The sequence below is a fragment of the Kribbella pratensis genome (genome assembly GCF_004365355.1).
Classification (GTDB): Bacteria; Actinomycetota; Actinomycetes; order Propionibacteriales; family Kribbellaceae; genus Kribbella.
Genome location: NZ_SODP01000003.1, coordinates 257,049 through 272,846, shown reverse-complemented (window position 1 = coordinate 272,846; position 15,798 = coordinate 257,049). Strand labels below are relative to the sequence as shown.

16 protein-coding genes are annotated in these 15,798 nt (G+C 69.0%); 4 read left to right on the top strand and 12 right to left on the bottom strand.

Annotated elements, in window-relative coordinates:
- Window positions 1-9: 9 nt before the first annotated feature.
- The 6 genes from EV653_RS29035 to EV653_RS29010 all read right to left on the bottom strand — a co-directional run bounded on the left by EV653_RS29035 (window position 10) and on the right by EV653_RS29010 (window position 5,804).
- The gene (locus tag EV653_RS29035; RefSeq protein ID WP_134107353.1) at window positions 10-1,281 is read right to left on the bottom strand and encodes a cytochrome P450; all 1,272 of its coding nucleotides are present in this window, start codon (window positions 1,279-1,281) and stop codon (window positions 10-12) included.
- On the bottom strand, window positions 1,278-1,940 hold the full coding sequence (gene bioD / locus EV653_RS29030) for a dethiobiotin synthase (RefSeq protein WP_134107351.1): 663 nt from the start codon (window positions 1,938-1,940) through the stop codon (window positions 1,278-1,280). The genes EV653_RS29035 and bioD overlap by 4 nt, the downstream gene beginning before the upstream one ends.
- On the bottom strand, window positions 1,937-3,058 hold the full coding sequence (locus tag EV653_RS29025; RefSeq protein ID WP_134107349.1) for an 8-amino-7-oxononanoate synthase: 1,122 nt from the start codon (window positions 3,056-3,058) through the stop codon (window positions 1,937-1,939). Before EV653_RS29025 ends, bioD begins: the two co-directional genes overlap by 4 nt.
- Entirely contained in the window at window positions 3,058-4,329 is a 1,272-nt protein-coding gene (gene bioA / locus EV653_RS29020; RefSeq protein WP_441294983.1) for an adenosylmethionine--8-amino-7-oxononanoate transaminase, read from the bottom strand. The genes EV653_RS29025 and bioA overlap by 1 nt, the downstream gene beginning before the upstream one ends.
- 135 nt (window positions 4,330-4,464) lie before the next feature.
- Window positions 4,465-5,403: a zeta toxin family protein gene (locus EV653_RS29015; RefSeq protein ID WP_134107345.1), complete on the bottom strand. Its 939-nt coding sequence runs from the start codon at window positions 5,401-5,403 to the stop codon at window positions 4,465-4,467.
- Window positions 5,404-5,405: 2 nt separating this feature from the next.
- On the bottom strand, window positions 5,406-5,804 hold the full coding sequence (locus EV653_RS29010; protein ID WP_134107343.1) for a hypothetical protein: 399 nt from the start codon (window positions 5,802-5,804) through the stop codon (window positions 5,406-5,408).
- A gap of 195 nt (window positions 5,805-5,999) precedes the next feature.
- On the opposite strand from EV653_RS29010, the gene EV653_RS41380 reads away from it, so the two are divergent.
- Together EV653_RS41380 and EV653_RS29005 are read left to right on the top strand one after the other, a co-directional pair.
- A complete protein-coding gene (locus EV653_RS41380; RefSeq protein ID WP_166679611.1) occupies window positions 6,000-6,143 on the top strand; it encodes a hypothetical protein in 144 nt (47 codons plus the stop codon).
- 99 nt (window positions 6,144-6,242) lie between these two features.
- Window positions 6,243-6,434: a hypothetical protein gene (locus EV653_RS29005; RefSeq protein WP_134107341.1), complete on the top strand. Its 192-nt coding sequence runs from the start codon at window positions 6,243-6,245 to the stop codon at window positions 6,432-6,434.
- 100 nt (window positions 6,435-6,534) lie between these two features.
- Here the strand turns inward: EV653_RS29005 and EV653_RS29000 are convergent, their stop codons facing one another.
- From EV653_RS29000 to EV653_RS28980, 5 genes are all read right to left on the bottom strand, one after another.
- Window positions 6,535-7,731, bottom strand: a complete 1,197-nt coding sequence (locus tag EV653_RS29000; protein WP_134107339.1) for a tRNA (adenosine(37)-N6)-dimethylallyltransferase — start codon at window positions 7,729-7,731, stop codon at window positions 6,535-6,537.
- Window positions 7,732-7,741: 10 nt separating this feature from the next.
- Entirely contained in the window at window positions 7,742-7,936 is a 195-nt protein-coding gene (bsaP, locus tag EV653_RS42870; RefSeq protein ID WP_134107337.1) for a biotin synthase auxiliary protein BsaP, read from the bottom strand.
- The gene (gene bioB / locus EV653_RS28990) at window positions 7,933-8,928 is read right to left on the bottom strand and encodes a biotin synthase BioB (RefSeq protein WP_134107335.1); all 996 of its coding nucleotides are present in this window, start codon (window positions 8,926-8,928) and stop codon (window positions 7,933-7,935) included. Before bioB ends, bsaP begins: the two co-directional genes overlap by 4 nt.
- A gap of 625 nt (window positions 8,929-9,553) precedes the next feature.
- Window positions 9,554-11,254 (bottom strand): GMC oxidoreductase, encoded by a 1,701-nt coding sequence (locus tag EV653_RS28985; protein ID WP_134107333.1) that lies wholly within the window; start codon window positions 11,252-11,254, stop codon window positions 9,554-9,556.
- Window positions 11,251-12,843: a succinic semialdehyde dehydrogenase gene (locus tag EV653_RS28980; protein WP_134107331.1), complete on the bottom strand. Its 1,593-nt coding sequence runs from the start codon at window positions 12,841-12,843 to the stop codon at window positions 11,251-11,253. The genes EV653_RS28985 and EV653_RS28980 overlap by 4 nt, the downstream gene beginning before the upstream one ends.
- 92 nt (window positions 12,844-12,935) lie before the next feature.
- Between EV653_RS28980 and EV653_RS28975 the strand changes: the two genes are divergently transcribed.
- Together EV653_RS28975 and EV653_RS28970 are read left to right on the top strand one after the other, a co-directional pair.
- On the top strand, window positions 12,936-14,384 hold the full coding sequence (locus tag EV653_RS28975) for a hypothetical protein (RefSeq protein ID WP_134107329.1): 1,449 nt from the start codon (window positions 12,936-12,938) through the stop codon (window positions 14,382-14,384).
- 68 nt (window positions 14,385-14,452) lie between these two features.
- The gene (locus EV653_RS28970; protein WP_134107327.1) at window positions 14,453-15,361 is read left to right on the top strand and encodes a TIGR03086 family metal-binding protein; all 909 of its coding nucleotides are present in this window, start codon (window positions 14,453-14,455) and stop codon (window positions 15,359-15,361) included.
- Here EV653_RS28970 and EV653_RS28965 read toward each other — a convergent pair.
- The gene (locus tag EV653_RS28965; RefSeq protein WP_134107325.1) at window positions 15,358-15,756 is read right to left on the bottom strand and encodes a hypothetical protein; all 399 of its coding nucleotides are present in this window, start codon (window positions 15,754-15,756) and stop codon (window positions 15,358-15,360) included. The two genes, EV653_RS28970 and EV653_RS28965, sit on opposite strands and share 4 nt — an antisense overlap.
- Window positions 15,757-15,798 lie beyond the last annotated feature (42 nt).

The following is a 15,798-nucleotide window of genomic DNA, read 5'->3' as shown; positions in this document are numbered from 1 at the left end:
CTAGTCGCGTCAGTTGTCGCGGGTGTTACCGTCCGTTACAACCAGGAGACGCTTCGGCGCCCGGAACGAGAGCAGCTCGATCATCGGCGGCTCCTCGGTCAACCGCACACCGGCCAGCAGGTCCTGAGCACATTCCAACGCAACCCGAGCCTCCAGCCGCGCGAGCCCCGCGCCGAGGCACCGGTGGATGCCCACGCCGAACGCAAGATCGGCCGGCCCACCGTGCCCGGACAACCCGAGCAGCACAGGCACCCCCGCAGGCAGCGCCACGTCACCAACCGTCGCCGGCCGCGAGGTAACCCGCCTCCAGGTAGGAACAGAAGACGTCTCCCGAAGCGTCGCTTCAACGATGCGCTCCGCCCGACCCGGCGCAGAGCGCCCGATCGCCTCGGCCGGCGTGGAGCGGCCCCCCACCTCACCCGGCGCGGAGCGCCCGGAGGCCTCATCCGGCGCGGAGCGCGCGACCGCCTCAGCCGGCGCGGAGCGCCCGGAGGCCTCATCCGGCGCGGAGCGCGCGACCGCCTCAGCCGGCGCGGAGCGCCTGCTGAGCTCGGGTGGCGGGGTGGAGGGGTGGGTGAGGGAGTGGTGGAAGGTGGTGGAGATGAGTTGGGTGGTGGTTTCCTGGCCGGCGATCAGGAGGAAGTAGCCGACGGCACAGACCTCCTCGTCGGTCAGACCCAGGGCGACCAGCGCGCCGAACAGGTCGTCGGCAGGCTGGAGCCGGGCAGCCGCCGTACGCGTCCGCAACCACGCGTAGAACTCGGCCGCGCTGTGAGCCAGCTCCAGCTGACGGTCTTCGTCGGGCCGGCCCCAGAACAGTTCGAGCGAGTCCAGGCTCCAAGCCTTCAACGACGGTACGTCGACGTCCGCGAGACCGAGCAGCTGGAGCAGCACGAGGGCCGGCGGTTCGGCGGCGATCGCCTGGACGAGGTCGACCTCCTCACCGTCCATGAGCCGAGCCGCTGCGCCCGCGACCCGAACCGAGGTCAGCTCACGGGCAAGAGGCTCGACAGCGGCAACCCGAGCAGGGCTGAAGAACCGCGCAACAGCGGCCCGGATCGGCCGATGGGACTCCCCCGCGTTGTTGGCCAGCGTCGGCGGCAGCGCGAACCCAACCCCCGACAGCACCCGCAACGCCTTCACCGACAGCGGAGTATGCGCGAGTACGGCGTTGTCCGGCCGGAACGTCTCCGGATCCAGCAACACCTCACGCGCCAACGCCGGATCGTCGACAACCCAGTACCCCAGCGCCGCGTCGTACCGGGCCGGGCAACCGCTCATCCGAACCAACTCGGGGCGGCGGCCTTGAACGATTCCTGGTCAAGGGATCCCGCACCGGCAGGAATCCGGCCGATCACCGGCACTCCGGTCACCGCGGGGAGGTCGACCAGGTTGCACTCCTCGGCGAGGTCCGGCTCCGCCGGCAACGACCCGATCACCAGTCCTTCGATCGGCAGTCCCCGTGACCGCAACGCCTCGACGGTCAGTCCGGCATGGTTCAGCGTCCCGAGACCGGCTCGCGCCACGACAACGAAACCGAACGGTGTCGTCAGGTGCCCGCCAAGGTCCGCAAGGTTGTTGCCCTCGGCATCCAGCCCGACCAGGATCCCACCCGCACCCTCCACCAGCACAGTGTCGTTCGTGCGGGCGAGCTCGTCGATCGCCTTGGCGTGCACGGCAACCGGAGGCAACGTCACGCCCTCCCGCCGCGCGGCCGTGGTCGGCGCCAACGGATCGCGCAGGCGGACACCCTCGTGCAGTTTGGTCAGCCCAGTCAGCCGATGAATATCGTCGAGATCCCCCGGCTCATCCGGCCCGACCCCGGTCTGCGCCGGCTTGACGACCGCAAGCGAGCCCGACGCGGCCGCCCGGACCGCCAGGGCGGCGGTGGTGATGGTCTTGCCGACCTCGGTGTCGGTGCCGGTGACGAGGATGATCATGAGACCTGCCCGATCGCCTCGACGATCACATCGCACGCACGGTCGAGGTCATGGCTGGACAGACCGGCGTGGGCGGTCAGGCGGAGACGAGAGATCCCGTCGGGAACCGAAGGCGGCCGGAAGCTCCCTACGCGTACGCCGTTGAGACGGCACACATCCGCTGCCTGGACCGCTTGCTGCGGGCCGGGCATGGGGATCGAGACCACCGGTCCGGCAGGGAGCGGTACGTCGAAGACTGTGGCCAGCCGACCCGTGGCGGCGTGGATGCGACCGGGGCGATCCGGTTCGGCCTCGAGGACGCGGAGTGCGGCGAGGGCCGCGGCACAGGCGGCCGGATTGAGGCCGGTGTCGTAGATGAACGGCCGCGAGCGATTGACGAGGTGCTCGCGCAACAACGCCGGACCGAGGACGACACCGCCCTGCGAAGCCATCGACTTGGACAGGGTCATCGTGACGGCGACATGGTCCAGACCGGCCAGCCCCGCAGCATGCACCGAGCCCCGGCCACCGCTGGTCACCCCGAGACCGTGGGCCTCATCCACCAGCAGCAGCGCCTGATGAGCCTCAGCGACGGCCGCCAGTTCTGTCAGCGGCGCTGCATCGCTGAGGACGCTGAACACGGACTCGGTCATCACCACTGCGTGCGGTTCGTTGCGCTCGGCAAGGACCTTCTCGACGGCTTCCACGTCGTTGTGCGGGGCGACCTCGACGCGGGAGCGGGACAAGCGACACGCGTCCACCAGCGAGGCATGGATGTGCTCGTCGGAGACCAGCAAGGTCCCCGGGCCGCCGAGAGCGGTGACCACGCCGAGGTTGGCGAGGTAGCCGGACGAGAACACGAGTGCGGACTCCTGGCCCACGTAGGCAGCCAGCGCCGTCTCGAGCTCCTCGTGCAGAGCCGTTGTACCCGTGACGAGGCGGGAAGCGGTTGAGCCGGTCCCCCACGTGTGCAGAGCCTCGGCTGCGGCCTCGATCACGCGCGGATCGCGCGCGAGACCGAGATAGTCGTTGCCTGCAAGGTCGATCAGGTCGTCGTCCGCGGCACGCGCACGCAGCCGGCGGGTGAGACCCCGCGCTTCCAGCGCGGCCGACTTCGGGGCGAGCCAGTCCTCGAGCATCAGCCGGCCTCCTCGATCGCGCCGGTGATCCCCGCCGCGATGGTCGCGATCTCCTCGTCGGTGCACACATACGGCGGCATCGTGTAGACGAGGTCGCGGAACGGCCGCACCCACACTCCGCGCCGCAACGCCGCCTCGGTCATCCGCGGCAGATCGACCGGCCCGCCGAGTTGTACGACACCGACTGCGCCCAGCACGCGCACGTCCTTCACCGCAGGCAACTCCCGCGCCCCGGCCAGGCCGGCCGACAGCCCCGCGGAGATCGCGCCGACGCGAGCAGCCCAGTCCTGGGACAGCAGGAGATCGATCGAGGCCAGGGCGACCGCGCAGGCCAGTGGATTCGCCATGAAGGTCGGCCCGTGCATCAACGCGCCACCCGGGCCGTCGGAGACCGTTCGCGCGACGTCCGTCGTACAGAGCATGGCCGCGAGAGTGAGGTAGCCGCCGGTCAGGGCCTTGCCTACGCAGAGGATGTCGGGCTCGACGTCGGCGTGTTCGGAGGCGAAGAGGGTGCCGGTGCGGCCGAAGCCGGTGGCGATCTCGTCGAGGATGAGGAGGAAGCCGTGGCGGTCCGCGAGCTCGCGGAGTACTCGCAGGCAGGCAGGGCTGTACGGATACATGCCACCGGCGCCTTGGAGGATGGGCTCGACGATGATGGCTGCGATCTCGTCGGAATGTTGCTCGGCGAGGTCGCTGATCGCGGCGGCCCAGGCCTGTAGTTCAGGGTCGTCGGCAGAGCGGTCGAAGTCGGCCGGGGGTTGAGGCCCGAAGACCTGCTCCTTCAGGGCGCCGGTGAAGAGCGAATGCATGCCGTTGACCGGGTCGCAGACGCTCATGGGAGCGAAGGTGTCGCCGTGGTAGCCGCCGCGAACGGTCAGCATCCGGGTCCGGCCATTGTTGCCGCGGGCAACTTGGTACTGCAGCGCGAGCTTGATCGCGACCTCGACCGAAACCGAGCCCGAGTCGCAGAAGAAGACGTGCTGCAGGGATGCGGGCGTGATCTCCACCAGCCGCTCGGCCAGCCGGATCGCCGGCTCGTGCGTCAGCCCGCCGAACATCACGTGGCTGAAGTCATCGACCTGATTCTTCACCGCGGCATCCAGCACCGGGTTCCGGTAGCCGTGGATCATGCACCACCAGGACGCCATCGCGTCGATCGCCTCGACGGTCCCGCCGGCTCCGTCGTCGAGCTGCAGCCGTACGCCGGACGCGCCGCGGACCAGCCGCACGGGCGACGGCGCGGTCAGCGAAGAGTACGGATGCCAGAGCAGCTCCGAATCCTGCTGTAGCAGCACATTGACCGACTGTGACACCGTCTCCCGCCTCCATCCTGAGGACCCACCACGGTAATCGCTGCCCGCCGACGACGACGTCACGGGTGGTCAGGATGTGGGCGACATCTCCTACTACTGGGTCCCGGCCGTTGCGATATGCAACGTCACCGCATCCGGATGCAACCGCGACCGCGCCATCGCAGTCACTGTCTTCCCGCCGTCGACCGACTCATCACGGATCCACTGCACCGGCGCCGCCAGTCCGATCCGGGCGACCTGCGACGCGGCCTCCAGGAAGTTCCGCGACTCCACCACGGTCCACGGACGATCCCGCTCGTAGGTGATCGCCTCGGCGGTCCGTACCGGTCGCTGCCACTGCCCGTCAGCGGTGCGCTGGTTGCCGTACAACAGCTGCCCGTCAGGACGCAGTACGGCGATCCGGTCCGCCCAGTCACCTGCGTCGATCAATTCGGCGGCACGCAGCACGCCGGCGTACCCCTCGTCGTGAACGCTTTGCGGCGCGAGCCGGGCGAAGCCGTAGGCCTCCAGCGCGCGTAGGTGACGCTCGAGAACGCCGAGGCGGCTGAGTGCCTCGGGTACTGCCAGGATCGCGACCTCGACCTGGAAACCGGCCGCCTTGAAACGCCGGGCCGAGTCGGCGAAGGCGTCCGGGTCGACGAGCTCGGTCTCGACGATCACGTCGTACCGCTGCTCGATCACGTGCGCTTCGGCCATCGCGTACCAACGCCGGCCGTCGGCTTCGACGTCCGCGCTCGGTGTCGGCGGTTCGTCGGTGATCGGCTGGTAGAAGCGTGGGTGGTACGGCTCGTAGGCGGCCGGGTTGAGGACGACCGGACGACCGCGGTGGCGCAGGAGAGCGGCAACCAGCGCGGTGATCGTGGCTTTGCCGTCGCCCGGCTGACCTCCGACGAGCACCACGACCGGCTGCTCCTGCCGGCTCCCGGCGAGCTGGTCGGGCACGATCAGCTCGCGGAAGATCCGCGCGCTCTCCGCGGCATCCAGCAACTCCCGGTCAGCCGCCGCCGACCCGGTCCCCCACAGACTCGTCACGACTACTCCAGTGTCCCGTCGTCCTCGTCCTCGTCACCCTCGGCGAGGTCGTCGTCGTCACCGTCGTCGTCAGCTTCCTCGCCGTCATCAGCATCCTCGTCATCGTCGTCTTCGTCATCGATGATGAGGAGGTCGTCGGCCTCTTTGCGGATCCGCTTGATCGCCCGGATGTCGAGCGGGGTGAGCTCCTGTCCACGCGCCGCCCAGGCCTGCTGCGCCGTCCGGCGGCTCACCGCGACATCGGGATCGGCAGCCGCTTCCTCGGCCGTGATCGGCCGGGCGTAGAAGCCGATCGCCTGCCGGACACCCTCCTGGGCGATCTCGTAGGCCATGGCCTCCGGCGCCGACCATCGCGCCGTACCGAGCTCGGTCAGCACGTTGACGGCGGCGACGTTAACCACGCCCAAACGATAGCCGACGAGCCAGGTCAATCGCCCCTTCGGCCACCACCGCTGTGAACGCAGAGTGAACCCCGGTCGTGGTTAATCTTCCGATGCTTCGAACCAGCGGGGAACCGGCCGGCGACACCCGACGTCTGCTGGAGACATGACCGATCACGAGCGGCATCCCGCGGCTCGCATCGAGAGGAGCAACACGTGCCGTACGGCGCCAAGGACACGAACAAGGACAAGCCCCAGGGCGGCAAGACCGAGCAGGGCGGGAAGGCAACGACCCCTCGCGATCTGCCGATCCGGACCCCGGCCCGTCCGCCCCGGCGAGAGGGACAGGGCCGCGGCTAGCCTGCCCCGCCTTGGAACCCGGCCCGCGGTTCGGGCCGTCTGCTGGAACCCGACCGATCATGCGCCGCGGCTCGCGGCTTCGACAGAAGGAAACCGGATATGCCCTTCAGCAAAAAAGGCAAGGACCAGGAACACGACAACAACCAGCGCGAGAGCAACCGCAACAGGCACGAGCGGGGTGCATCGCGGAAGCAGGCCGACCAGGCTCGCTCCACCAACCCGAACACCCAGCGCGGCCGCGCTGCAGCCGCCGCGAAGAAGGCCGAGCAGAAGAAGGGCAAGGGCAAGTAAGAGGCTGACGCCGGCGACCGTCCACGACGGACGGCCGGTGCGCGACCAAGGCAACCGGGGCGACCGCGTGTGGTCTGCCCCGGCTTGCTGTCGCGTCGGGTCAGCGGCGGCGGGAGCCGCGGTTCGAGTTGGGTCGGCCAGGCTGGGCGCCGCGACCCGAGCGGCCGCCGGCCCGCTTGCCGCCCGAGCTGCCGGACTTGCCCGAGCTGCCGGACTTCCCGGCGCTGCCGGACTTGCCGCCCGAGTTGCCTGTCTTGCTGGAGTTGCTGGAGTTGCCGGGCTTGCCGCCGGAGTTGCTGGGCTTGCGGCTCGGGGTGCGATCGACCGGGCCGGCTTCGAGGGCTGACTTCACTGCGTTGAAGGCGTCGTTGGCGTTGCGGGCCGGGCGGACGCCGGTGAGTTTGGGAATGGCTGCGCGCTGGCGTCGGGTGTGGGTCTGGATTCGCTCGACCACCCGTTTGCGGACCTCTGCCTGGTCGTCCGCGTTCAGGTTGTCGAGCGCCTTGCCCCGGTCGAGCGCGACGTCGAACCACTCGGTGTACCCGTGGGTGTGGACGACCTGGTTCGGCGACTTCTGACCCAGCCGGCGGTACTGCGTAAGGACGTCGTACCGCTCGTCCAAACCGAGGACCTCGTCGCGGAGCCCGCGCTCGATCTGATGGTCGTACGTCGCGGCGACCCGCTGATCGATCTCGCTCGCCGACCGGTCGACCGAGAACACGACCTGCCGGGTCGCCGGCGCGACGGCCCGCTCCGGATCGTTGCCCATGGCCCGTGCCAGTGCGTTCACGATCGCGTCGTAGTTGTTCTCGTGGATCTTGGCGGCGCCCTTCGGGTCGAGCCGGCTGAGTACGGCGTACGCGTCCTCGGCCATGCTGCGCGGGAAGTCGCGGCGGATCGCGTTCCGCGCCTCGGCGACGGCGTCGACCTCCCAGCCCTCCAGCAGCGAGCGGACGTAGACGCTCGTACCCCCGACGATCACCGGCACACCGCCGGCCGCCCAGGTCTGCTCCATGTGCCCGCGCGCCTGCGAGACGAACGTCTCCAGCTCGAGCTTCCGCACCGGCTCGGTGACGTCGATCATCGTGTGCGGGATGCCGCGCATCTCTTCCGGCGTCGTCTTGCTGGTGCCGATGTCCATGTACCGGTACACCTGCCGCGAGTCCGCGGAGACGACCATCGTCGCGAGCCCGAGCTCGTCCTGGATTCGCAGGCACAGATCGACCGACACCGCGGTCTTGCCCGCCGAGGTCGGCCCGTAGAGCGCGACCAGGAGGCGAGGTGCGGCAGCAGGCATGCAGACCAGCTTAGGGCCTGTCTGACGTGAGTTCACCGTGGACAGAGCAGCGGGCCGACCAACCCATCGGGTGGACCTGGACGACCATCCGGCGGCGGCACTCCGCGCAGTACCTCGGCGGCTCCAGCGCCAACGCCCGACGACAGTCGTCGTGCGTGCCATCCTCCACAGAGCGGCCGCATCGGCCGCAGTAGATCTCGGTCACAGCGTCTTCTGCAGCTCTTTCACCGGCATCTTCAGCTCGGCGAGCAGGTCGAGGTCGGCGGTCGCCGGGCGGCCCAGGGTGGTCAGGTAGTTGCCGACGATCACGGCGTTGATCCCGCCGAGCAGTCCGTCCCGCGTGCCCAGGTCGCCGAGCGTCAGCTCGCGGCCGCCGGCGTACCGGAGAACGGTGCGCGGCATGGCCAGCCGGAACGCGGCGATGGTCCGCAGGGCGTCCTTGCCGTCCATGACCTCGAGGTCGCCGAACGGTGTGCCCGGTCGCGGGTTGAGGAAGTTCAGCGGGACCTCGTGCGGGTCGAGCTCGGCCAGCTGCGCGGCCAGCTCGGCGCGCTGCTCGAGCGTCTCGCCCATCCCGACCAGGCCACCGCAGCACAACTCCATCCCGGAGTCGCGCACCATCAGGCAGGTCTCCCAGCGCTCCTCGAACGAGTGCGTGGTGACGACGTCACCGAAGTACGACCGGGCCGACTCGAGGTTGTGGTTGTACCGGTGCACGCCCCACGACTTCAGCTCGTCGACCTGCTCCTGAGTGAGCATGCCGAGTGAGCAGGCGATGTTGATGTCGACCTCGGCGTTGATCGCCTCAATGCCGGCCTTCACCTGGCTCATCAGCCGCTGGTCCGGTCCGCGCACCGCGGCGACGATGCAGAACTCGGTGGCGCCGGTCTTCGCGGTCTCCTTGGCGGCCTCGACCAGCTCGGGGATGTTCAGCCAGACCGAGCGCACCGGCGAGGTGAACTGACCGGACTGGGAGCAGAAGTGACAGTCCTCGGGGCAGCCGCCGGTCTTGAGCGAGATGATCCCCTCGACCTCGACCTCCTCGCCGCACCACTTCACCCGGACGTCGTGCGCGAGCGCGAGCAGTTCGGGCAGCTGGTCGTCGGGAGTGCTGAGGACCTCGACCAATTGCTCCTGGCTCAGCCCGATGCCCTGCCCCAGAACCTGCTCACGTGCCACGTCCAGGATGTCGCTCATGCCTTCTCCTGCCTCATCAGAACGGTCGGCTCAGAGTAGGTCAGACGGGTACGCCGGTTCTGCGGCGGGCGTCACGTGCAACATCTCCGGCCGAAGTGCCTCACGGCCACTCTCCGCACTTCCCGCAAAAGAATCCGGATATTTCTGCGGAACCTCGTAACCCCCCGTAGATGGGCTCGTTGATGTGTACGAAGGCGGTTACCGCAAGGAAGACCGCCACCCGGTTACCAGGAGCAACAAAAGCTGATCATTACGATCAGCACGCAGAGTGGTCACAAGGCCTCGAAGCGGTGGGAATCGGATGTAAGGTAGTAACCAAGAGCTCGGGTCGCCAGCCATGGTTGGCGATCCGATCCCAAAGCGCCGGGCGCCTCACCCCGGCTTGAGTGGGTCCCTCGGGAAACGATTTGGGCGGAAACGTTCCCGAGGGACCTGCTCCCTTTCTCAGCACATTCACCAGCCTCAGCAAACCTACTGCTGAGGCTTTTTCATTTATCCCAGCAATTGCTCCCGCCAATTGGCGGGGGGTCGCACAACTTGTCGGGGCCATGCACAAGGTATTTCCTGTCCAACGCCACCGGAGGGTGTTCACGGCCCCGAGTCCGGGCGGTCGGTTGCGGTCTTGTTACGGCTCCGTCACAGACTGCTTGGGGTAGATCGGGAGGCGGAGAGCGCCGGGGGCGTCGGCAGGGACAACGGGGTGGGCAGGCTTCACCGGTTGCACCCGCTGGTACGCCGACCCGATCGCCGGCCGCGGGTCGTCCTCGCCCTTGTTCGGCCAGAACGACAGCGCGCGCTCGGCCTGGGCGGTGATCGTCAGCGACGGGTTGACGCCGAGGTTCGCGGAGATCGTCGAGCCGTCGACGATGTGCAGGCCGTCGTACCCGTAGACCCGGTGGTAGGGATCGACCACGCCGGTCTCGGCCGAGTCGCCGATCGCGCAGCCGCCGATGAAGTGCGCGGTCATCGGCACGTTGAACGGCTCGCCGATCGTGCCGCCCGGCGTACCGTTCATCAGCTTCGCCATCCGCCGGACCACCTGGTTCGCGACCGGGATCCAGGACGGGTTCGGGGCGCCGTGCCCCTGCTTGGACGTCAGCCGCCAGCGGCCGAGCCGGTCCCGCTTGCCGTACGTCGTGATCGAGTTGTCCGCGGTCTGCATCACCAGCGCGATCACGGTCCGCTCGGACCAGTGCTTGAGGTCGTACAACTTGCGGATGTTCTTCCGCTGGACACCGAGCTCCCGCAGCCAGGTCCGCCAGCGCGGCTTGTCGCCGTCGCCGTCGGTCAGCACGGTCTGCAGCAGCGACATCACGTTGCTGCCCTTGCCGTACCGGACCGGCTCGATGTGGGTGATGTCGTCCGGGTGGAACGACGACGTGATCGCGACCCCGCGGCTGTAGTCGACGTCGCGGTCCTTCGAGATCGCGCCGAGCAGCGACTCCGAGTTGGTCCGGGTCAGTACGCCGAGCCGACCGGACAGGCGGGGTAGCCTGCCCTCGTCGCGGAGCCGGTGCAGGAGCTTCGCCGTGCCGAGGGCCGAGGCGGCGAAGATCACTTGCTGCGCGGTGAAGCGACGGGTGAGCTTCCTGTTCGACGTACGGCGGGTGTCCACGGCGTACCCGCCGCCGGGGAGCGGCTCGACCGAGGTCACGGTGGTCAGCGAGTAGACCTCCGCGCCGGACTTCTCGGCCAGGTACAGGTAGTTCTTCGTCAGCGTGTTCTTCGCGTTGTGGCGGCACCCGGTCATGCACTCGCCGCAGTCGATGCAGCCGGTACGACGCGGGCCAGCGCCGCCGAAGTATGGGTCGTCGACCTCGACACCGGCCTCGCCGAAGAAGACCCCGACCGGCGTCGGGTGGAACGTGTCCCCCACGCCCAGGTCATCGGCGACCTGCTTCATCACCTTGTCCGCCGGTGTGAAGCCCGGGTACGTCGTGACGCCGAGCATCCGCTTCGCCTGGTCGTAGTACGGCGCGAGCTCGGACTTCCAGTCGGTGATGTGCGCCCACTGGCGGTCGGCGTAGAACGCGGGCAGCGGTTCGTAGAGCGTGTTCGCGTAGACGAGGCTGCCGCCGCCGACACCGGCGCCGGACAGGATGATGACGTCACGCAGCGCGCTGATCCGCTGGATGCCGTACATCCCGAACTTCGGCGCGAACAGAAACCGCTTGGTGTCCCAGGAGTTCTTCGCGAACGCCGTGTCCTCGAACCGCGCACCGGCTTCGAGTACGGCGACCCGGTAGCCCTTCTCGGTCAGCCGCAACGCGCTGACCGACCCACCGAATCCGGACCCGACGATCAGTACGTCGTAGTCGAAACTCACGGGCGGCCGATCTTCTTGAGAATCCGCAGCGCGCCCGTCATCAGCTCGGCGAACTTCTCGTCGGACAGCCCGTGCGACGCCGCGATCGGCATCAGCCGTTGCGTGGCGATCGCCTGTGGTTCGACGTACCGGCGGATGCCCTCGACGCCCTGGCGGCGACCGAGGCCGGACGACCGCATGCCGCCCATCGGCGTGTCGATCGAGCCGAAGGTCGCGCCGTACCCCTCGTTGACGTTGACCGTGCCGGCCATCAGCTGTGCGGCGACCGCACGACCACGCCGGCCGTCGCGGGTCCAGACGCTCGCGTTCAGGCCGTACTCACCCTCGTTCGCGCGCTGGATCGCCTCGGACTCGTCGGAGAACCGGTAGATCGACACGACCGGCCCGAAGGTCTCGTTGTCGAAGCACTCCATCGCCGGGGTGACGCCGGACAGCACGGTCGGCTCGTAGAACAGCGGGCCGATGTCCGGTCGCGGCTTCCCGCCGGCCAGGACGGTCGCGCCGTTGGACCGCGCGTCCTCGACGTGCCGGGTGACCGTCTCGAGCTGCGCCTTCGAGATCAGCGAGCCCATGTCCACGTCCCAGCCGCTGCCGGCCGACAGGCGGAGCTTCTTCACCCGGTCGACGAAGGCCGTCACGAACGCGTCGTACACCTGGTCGGCGACGTACAGCCGCTCCATCGAGACGCACAGCTGACCCGCGTTCGCGAAGCAGGCCCGTACGGCGCCCTCGGCGGCACGGTGGATGTCGGCGTCACGCAGTACGAGCATCGGGTTCTTGCCGCCCAGCTCGAGGCTGCAGCCGATCAGCCGCTCACCGCACTGCTTCGCGACCAGCCGGCCGGTCTTGGTCGAGCCGGTGAAGCAGATGTAGTCCGCGTGCTGGATCAGGGCGCCGCCGACGGTCGGGCCGTCGCCGTTCACCGCGAGCCAGGCCTCCCGCGGCAGACCGGCCTCGTACAGCAGCTCGATCCCGCGGAGCGCTGTCAGCGGGGTCTGGCTGTCGGGTTTGTGCACGACCGTGTTGCCGGCCAGGATCGCGGGCAGACCGTCGCTGATCGCCATCGTCAGCGGGTAGTTCCACGGCGAGATGATGCCGACGACACCCTTCGGCACGAACCGCTCCTCGGCCCGGGTGAGCACCGGGAAGATGCCGAGCTTGCGCTGCGGCTCGAGCAGTTCCTGCGCCTTGCGGCCGTAGTATCTCGCCGTCAGCGCTACGTGTGCGAGCTCCTCGAAGGCCTGCTTCCGCGCCTTGCCGGACTCGCGGATGATCAGGTCGACCAGCTCGTGCCGGTGGTCGAGGACCAGGTCGTGGTACCGCAGCAGGATCGCGGCACGCTCGGCGAGCGGCACCCGTCGCCAGGTCTGCTGCGTCTTGCGGGCCAGCCGGACCGCCGCAACCACGTCGTTCTCGCTCGACACCGGCAGGTCCGCGATCGGCTGCCCGGTCGCCGGCGCGTACGACGTCCTGGTGCCCGCCGTCGCCCGCAGCAGCCCCGACAACCGGCGGATGACCGATTGGTCGGTCGCGTACGACGCGGTCGGATCGAGCTCCGGATCCGCGGGAATCGACGTCTGCTCGCTCATCTGCCTAGGCTACCTGCCAGTAATCGACAGTGTCAGTATCAGATCCCCATTAAGCTCACCCTCTGGAACCTGCGAAGGGGTGGAACGTCAAGATGGTGGACAGCGGGGGGCTCTGGACGCCTCCTGAGGACGAGCTCGGCGAGGCGCTGCAGACAGCCCAGGTGCTGATCGAGGAGGGGCGCGCCGACGAGGCCGGGCCGTACCAGCAGCGGGTCATCGAGCTGGCCAGGGAGCGGGCCGAAGGGTCTCCGAACCACTACGAGGCCAAGCACCTGATGGCCGCGACCCAGTACGAGCTGGCCGGCTCACTGAACGCATCGGGCCGGCACGAAGAGGCGCTGGCCGCGCTGCACGAGGCCCAACTCGGCTACACCGAGCTGCAGGATGCCGGAGTACTCGATGCCACCAGCTTCCTCGCCGACATCCGCGCCCGGCGCGCGATGACGCAGGCGCATCGCGGTCACGGCGCCACCGCCGTACTGGAGATGGACGGCGCGGTGATCGCCTACGGCCAGCTGGTCGGCGGTGCGGACGGGCTCAAGCACCAGCCGGACTTCGCCCGGGTGCTCGCCATGAACGCCCTGATCCTGCGACGGTACGGCGACCCGGCGCTGGCGGTTGCCTCGGCGGACGCGGCGACCCAGTTGTTCCTGCAGCTCGCGGACCAGATCAACGAGAGCCCGCAGTCCCTGTCGTACGCGCGCTACCTGTGTACGGCGACCGCGGTGTCGGCCGACGTTCACGCGGCAGAAGGGCGGCTGGACCTCGCGCTCGAGGCGGACGAGATCGGGCTGACGACGGCCGACACGCTCGCCGACTCGGACTCGGCGACCGACATGCGCACGCTGGTCGCCGCCCTGGTCAGGAAGGGCAAGCACCTCGGCATCGTCGGCCGGCTCGAGGGCGAGGCGTGCCTGCGTACGGCGTACGACACCGACGGCGAGACAGCCGTTCGGGTGGTCGAGGAGCTGGACCGTGGGCTGCCGCTGACGCTGGTCGCGGCGCTGGAGAACGCGGAGATCAAGCTCGGGCCGTTCGAGCAGTACCACCGGCTGCTTGCGTTGAGTGAGCCCGCGCCCGGGATGACGCTGGCGACGGTGTCGGGCCGGACCGACCCGGAGTCCGCCGCCGTCCGTGCGACCGAATTGGCCGAGCTGGTTCGGCCGTTGCTGATGCAGGACGCCGAAGCCGGATTGACGCTGGGGCTGGAGGCGCACTACCTGTTCGCGATCTCGTCGGAGCGTGAGTCGCACCGGATGCGGTACGAGACCAGCACGTACGTGCCGATCTGGGCGCAGCTCCTGCTCGACATCTCGGAGGCGTACTACCAGGCTGGCCGGACCGAGATGGCGCTCGACCTGGGCGGCTGGTGCGCGGAGGTCGCGACCGCGCTGATCCCGTTCACCGACGACAACGCGACCATGAAGGATCTCGCCGGTTCCTGCTACCGGCACCACGGCGACCTGCTCGCGGCCGCCGGCGACCTGACTGCGTCCCACCACGCCCATGAGGCCGCCCAGCAACTCCAGCTCGGCCGCTAGGTAACCCTGGGGTAATTGACCCGGCCCCCGCGCAGGCGGACGCTGACGCTTGGGAGGGGGTGCGGGTGATGGATGTCGTAGAGCTGCACAACCGCACGGTCAGGAATTTCGCGGAGCTGGTCGCGGACGTCGCGGACAACCAGTGGACGGAGCCGACGCCGTGCTCGGACTGGGACGTCCGGGCACTGGTGAACCACGTGGTCGGCGAGGAGCGCTGGGCGGTACCGCTGATGGAGGGCAGGACGATCGCCGACGTCGGGGACTCGTTGGACGGCGACCTGCTAGGGAAGGATCCGGCCGGCGCGGCGTCGTCCGCGGCCCGGGAGGCCGAGGTTGCCGCAGGGCTGCCGATCGACAAGGTGCACCTGTCGTACGGCGACGAGGATCCGCAGGAGTATCTGCACCAACTCGCCGCCGATCACCTGATCCACGGCTGGGACCTGGCGGTGGCGATCGGCGCTCGCCCGCGTCTCGACGCGGACCTGGTCGACGAGATCACGCCGTGGTTCGCCGAGCGCGAGCAGATCTACCGGTCGGCGGGCGTGGTCGGTGCGCACCTGGAAGGCTTCACGGCTCCGGCCGACGAACTGCTGGCAGCCTTCGGCCGTGATCCGCGGTGGACCCCGGCGTTCGAGGTGATCGAACGGTTCGGGAGCGCGTTCGACGCGGGAGATCTGGACAAGGCGATGTCGCTGGTCGCCGACGACATCGTGTTCGAGTCCACCTCGCCGGCCCCGGACGGCACCCGCCTGGAAGGCGCTGACGCAGTACGGGCGGAGTGGGCGCGGTTGTTCGCCGACACCGACGATCCGCACTTCGAGACCGAGGAGACGGTGGTGCTCGGTGAGCGGGCCGTCGTGCGGTGGCGGTACTCGTGGCGGGATGCTTCCGGCGATCGTGGGCACATCCGCGGGGTCGACGTACTGCGGCTGCGCGACGGGAAGATCGCCGAGAAGCTGTCGTACGTGAAGGGTTAGTCCTGGGCGTCGGCGCGGAGGGCGCCGACGAACAGGCCGGCCTCTTCGTCGGTCATGCCGGTTTCGGAGACAACCAGGGCGGTGGCCTGGTGCAGCTCACCCGCGGCCTTGAGGGCGCGGGTGCGTTCGGCCAGGTTCGTCCCCGGGCGCCGGACGAGCGGCGTGCCGGTGGTCGGCGGCACGTAGCGGCCGAGGCGGATGTCGTCGACCAGCTCCTTGGACTGTTTGAGGTCCAGTCCGGTGCGATCGTGGATCAGCTTGACCGCGTGCACCGCCTTCTTCGTCGTGATCAGGAAGCGCACCTGATCCACGTCATCGGGAGACAATCGGCCCCGCGCTGCGGCGAGGGCAACATTGTCCGTGTCCTGGCTGCTCCGTCGGCTGAAAAGTCCCATGCCGCAATCCTTCCAGAACCCTCCAAGCTGTGGGGACTCGTA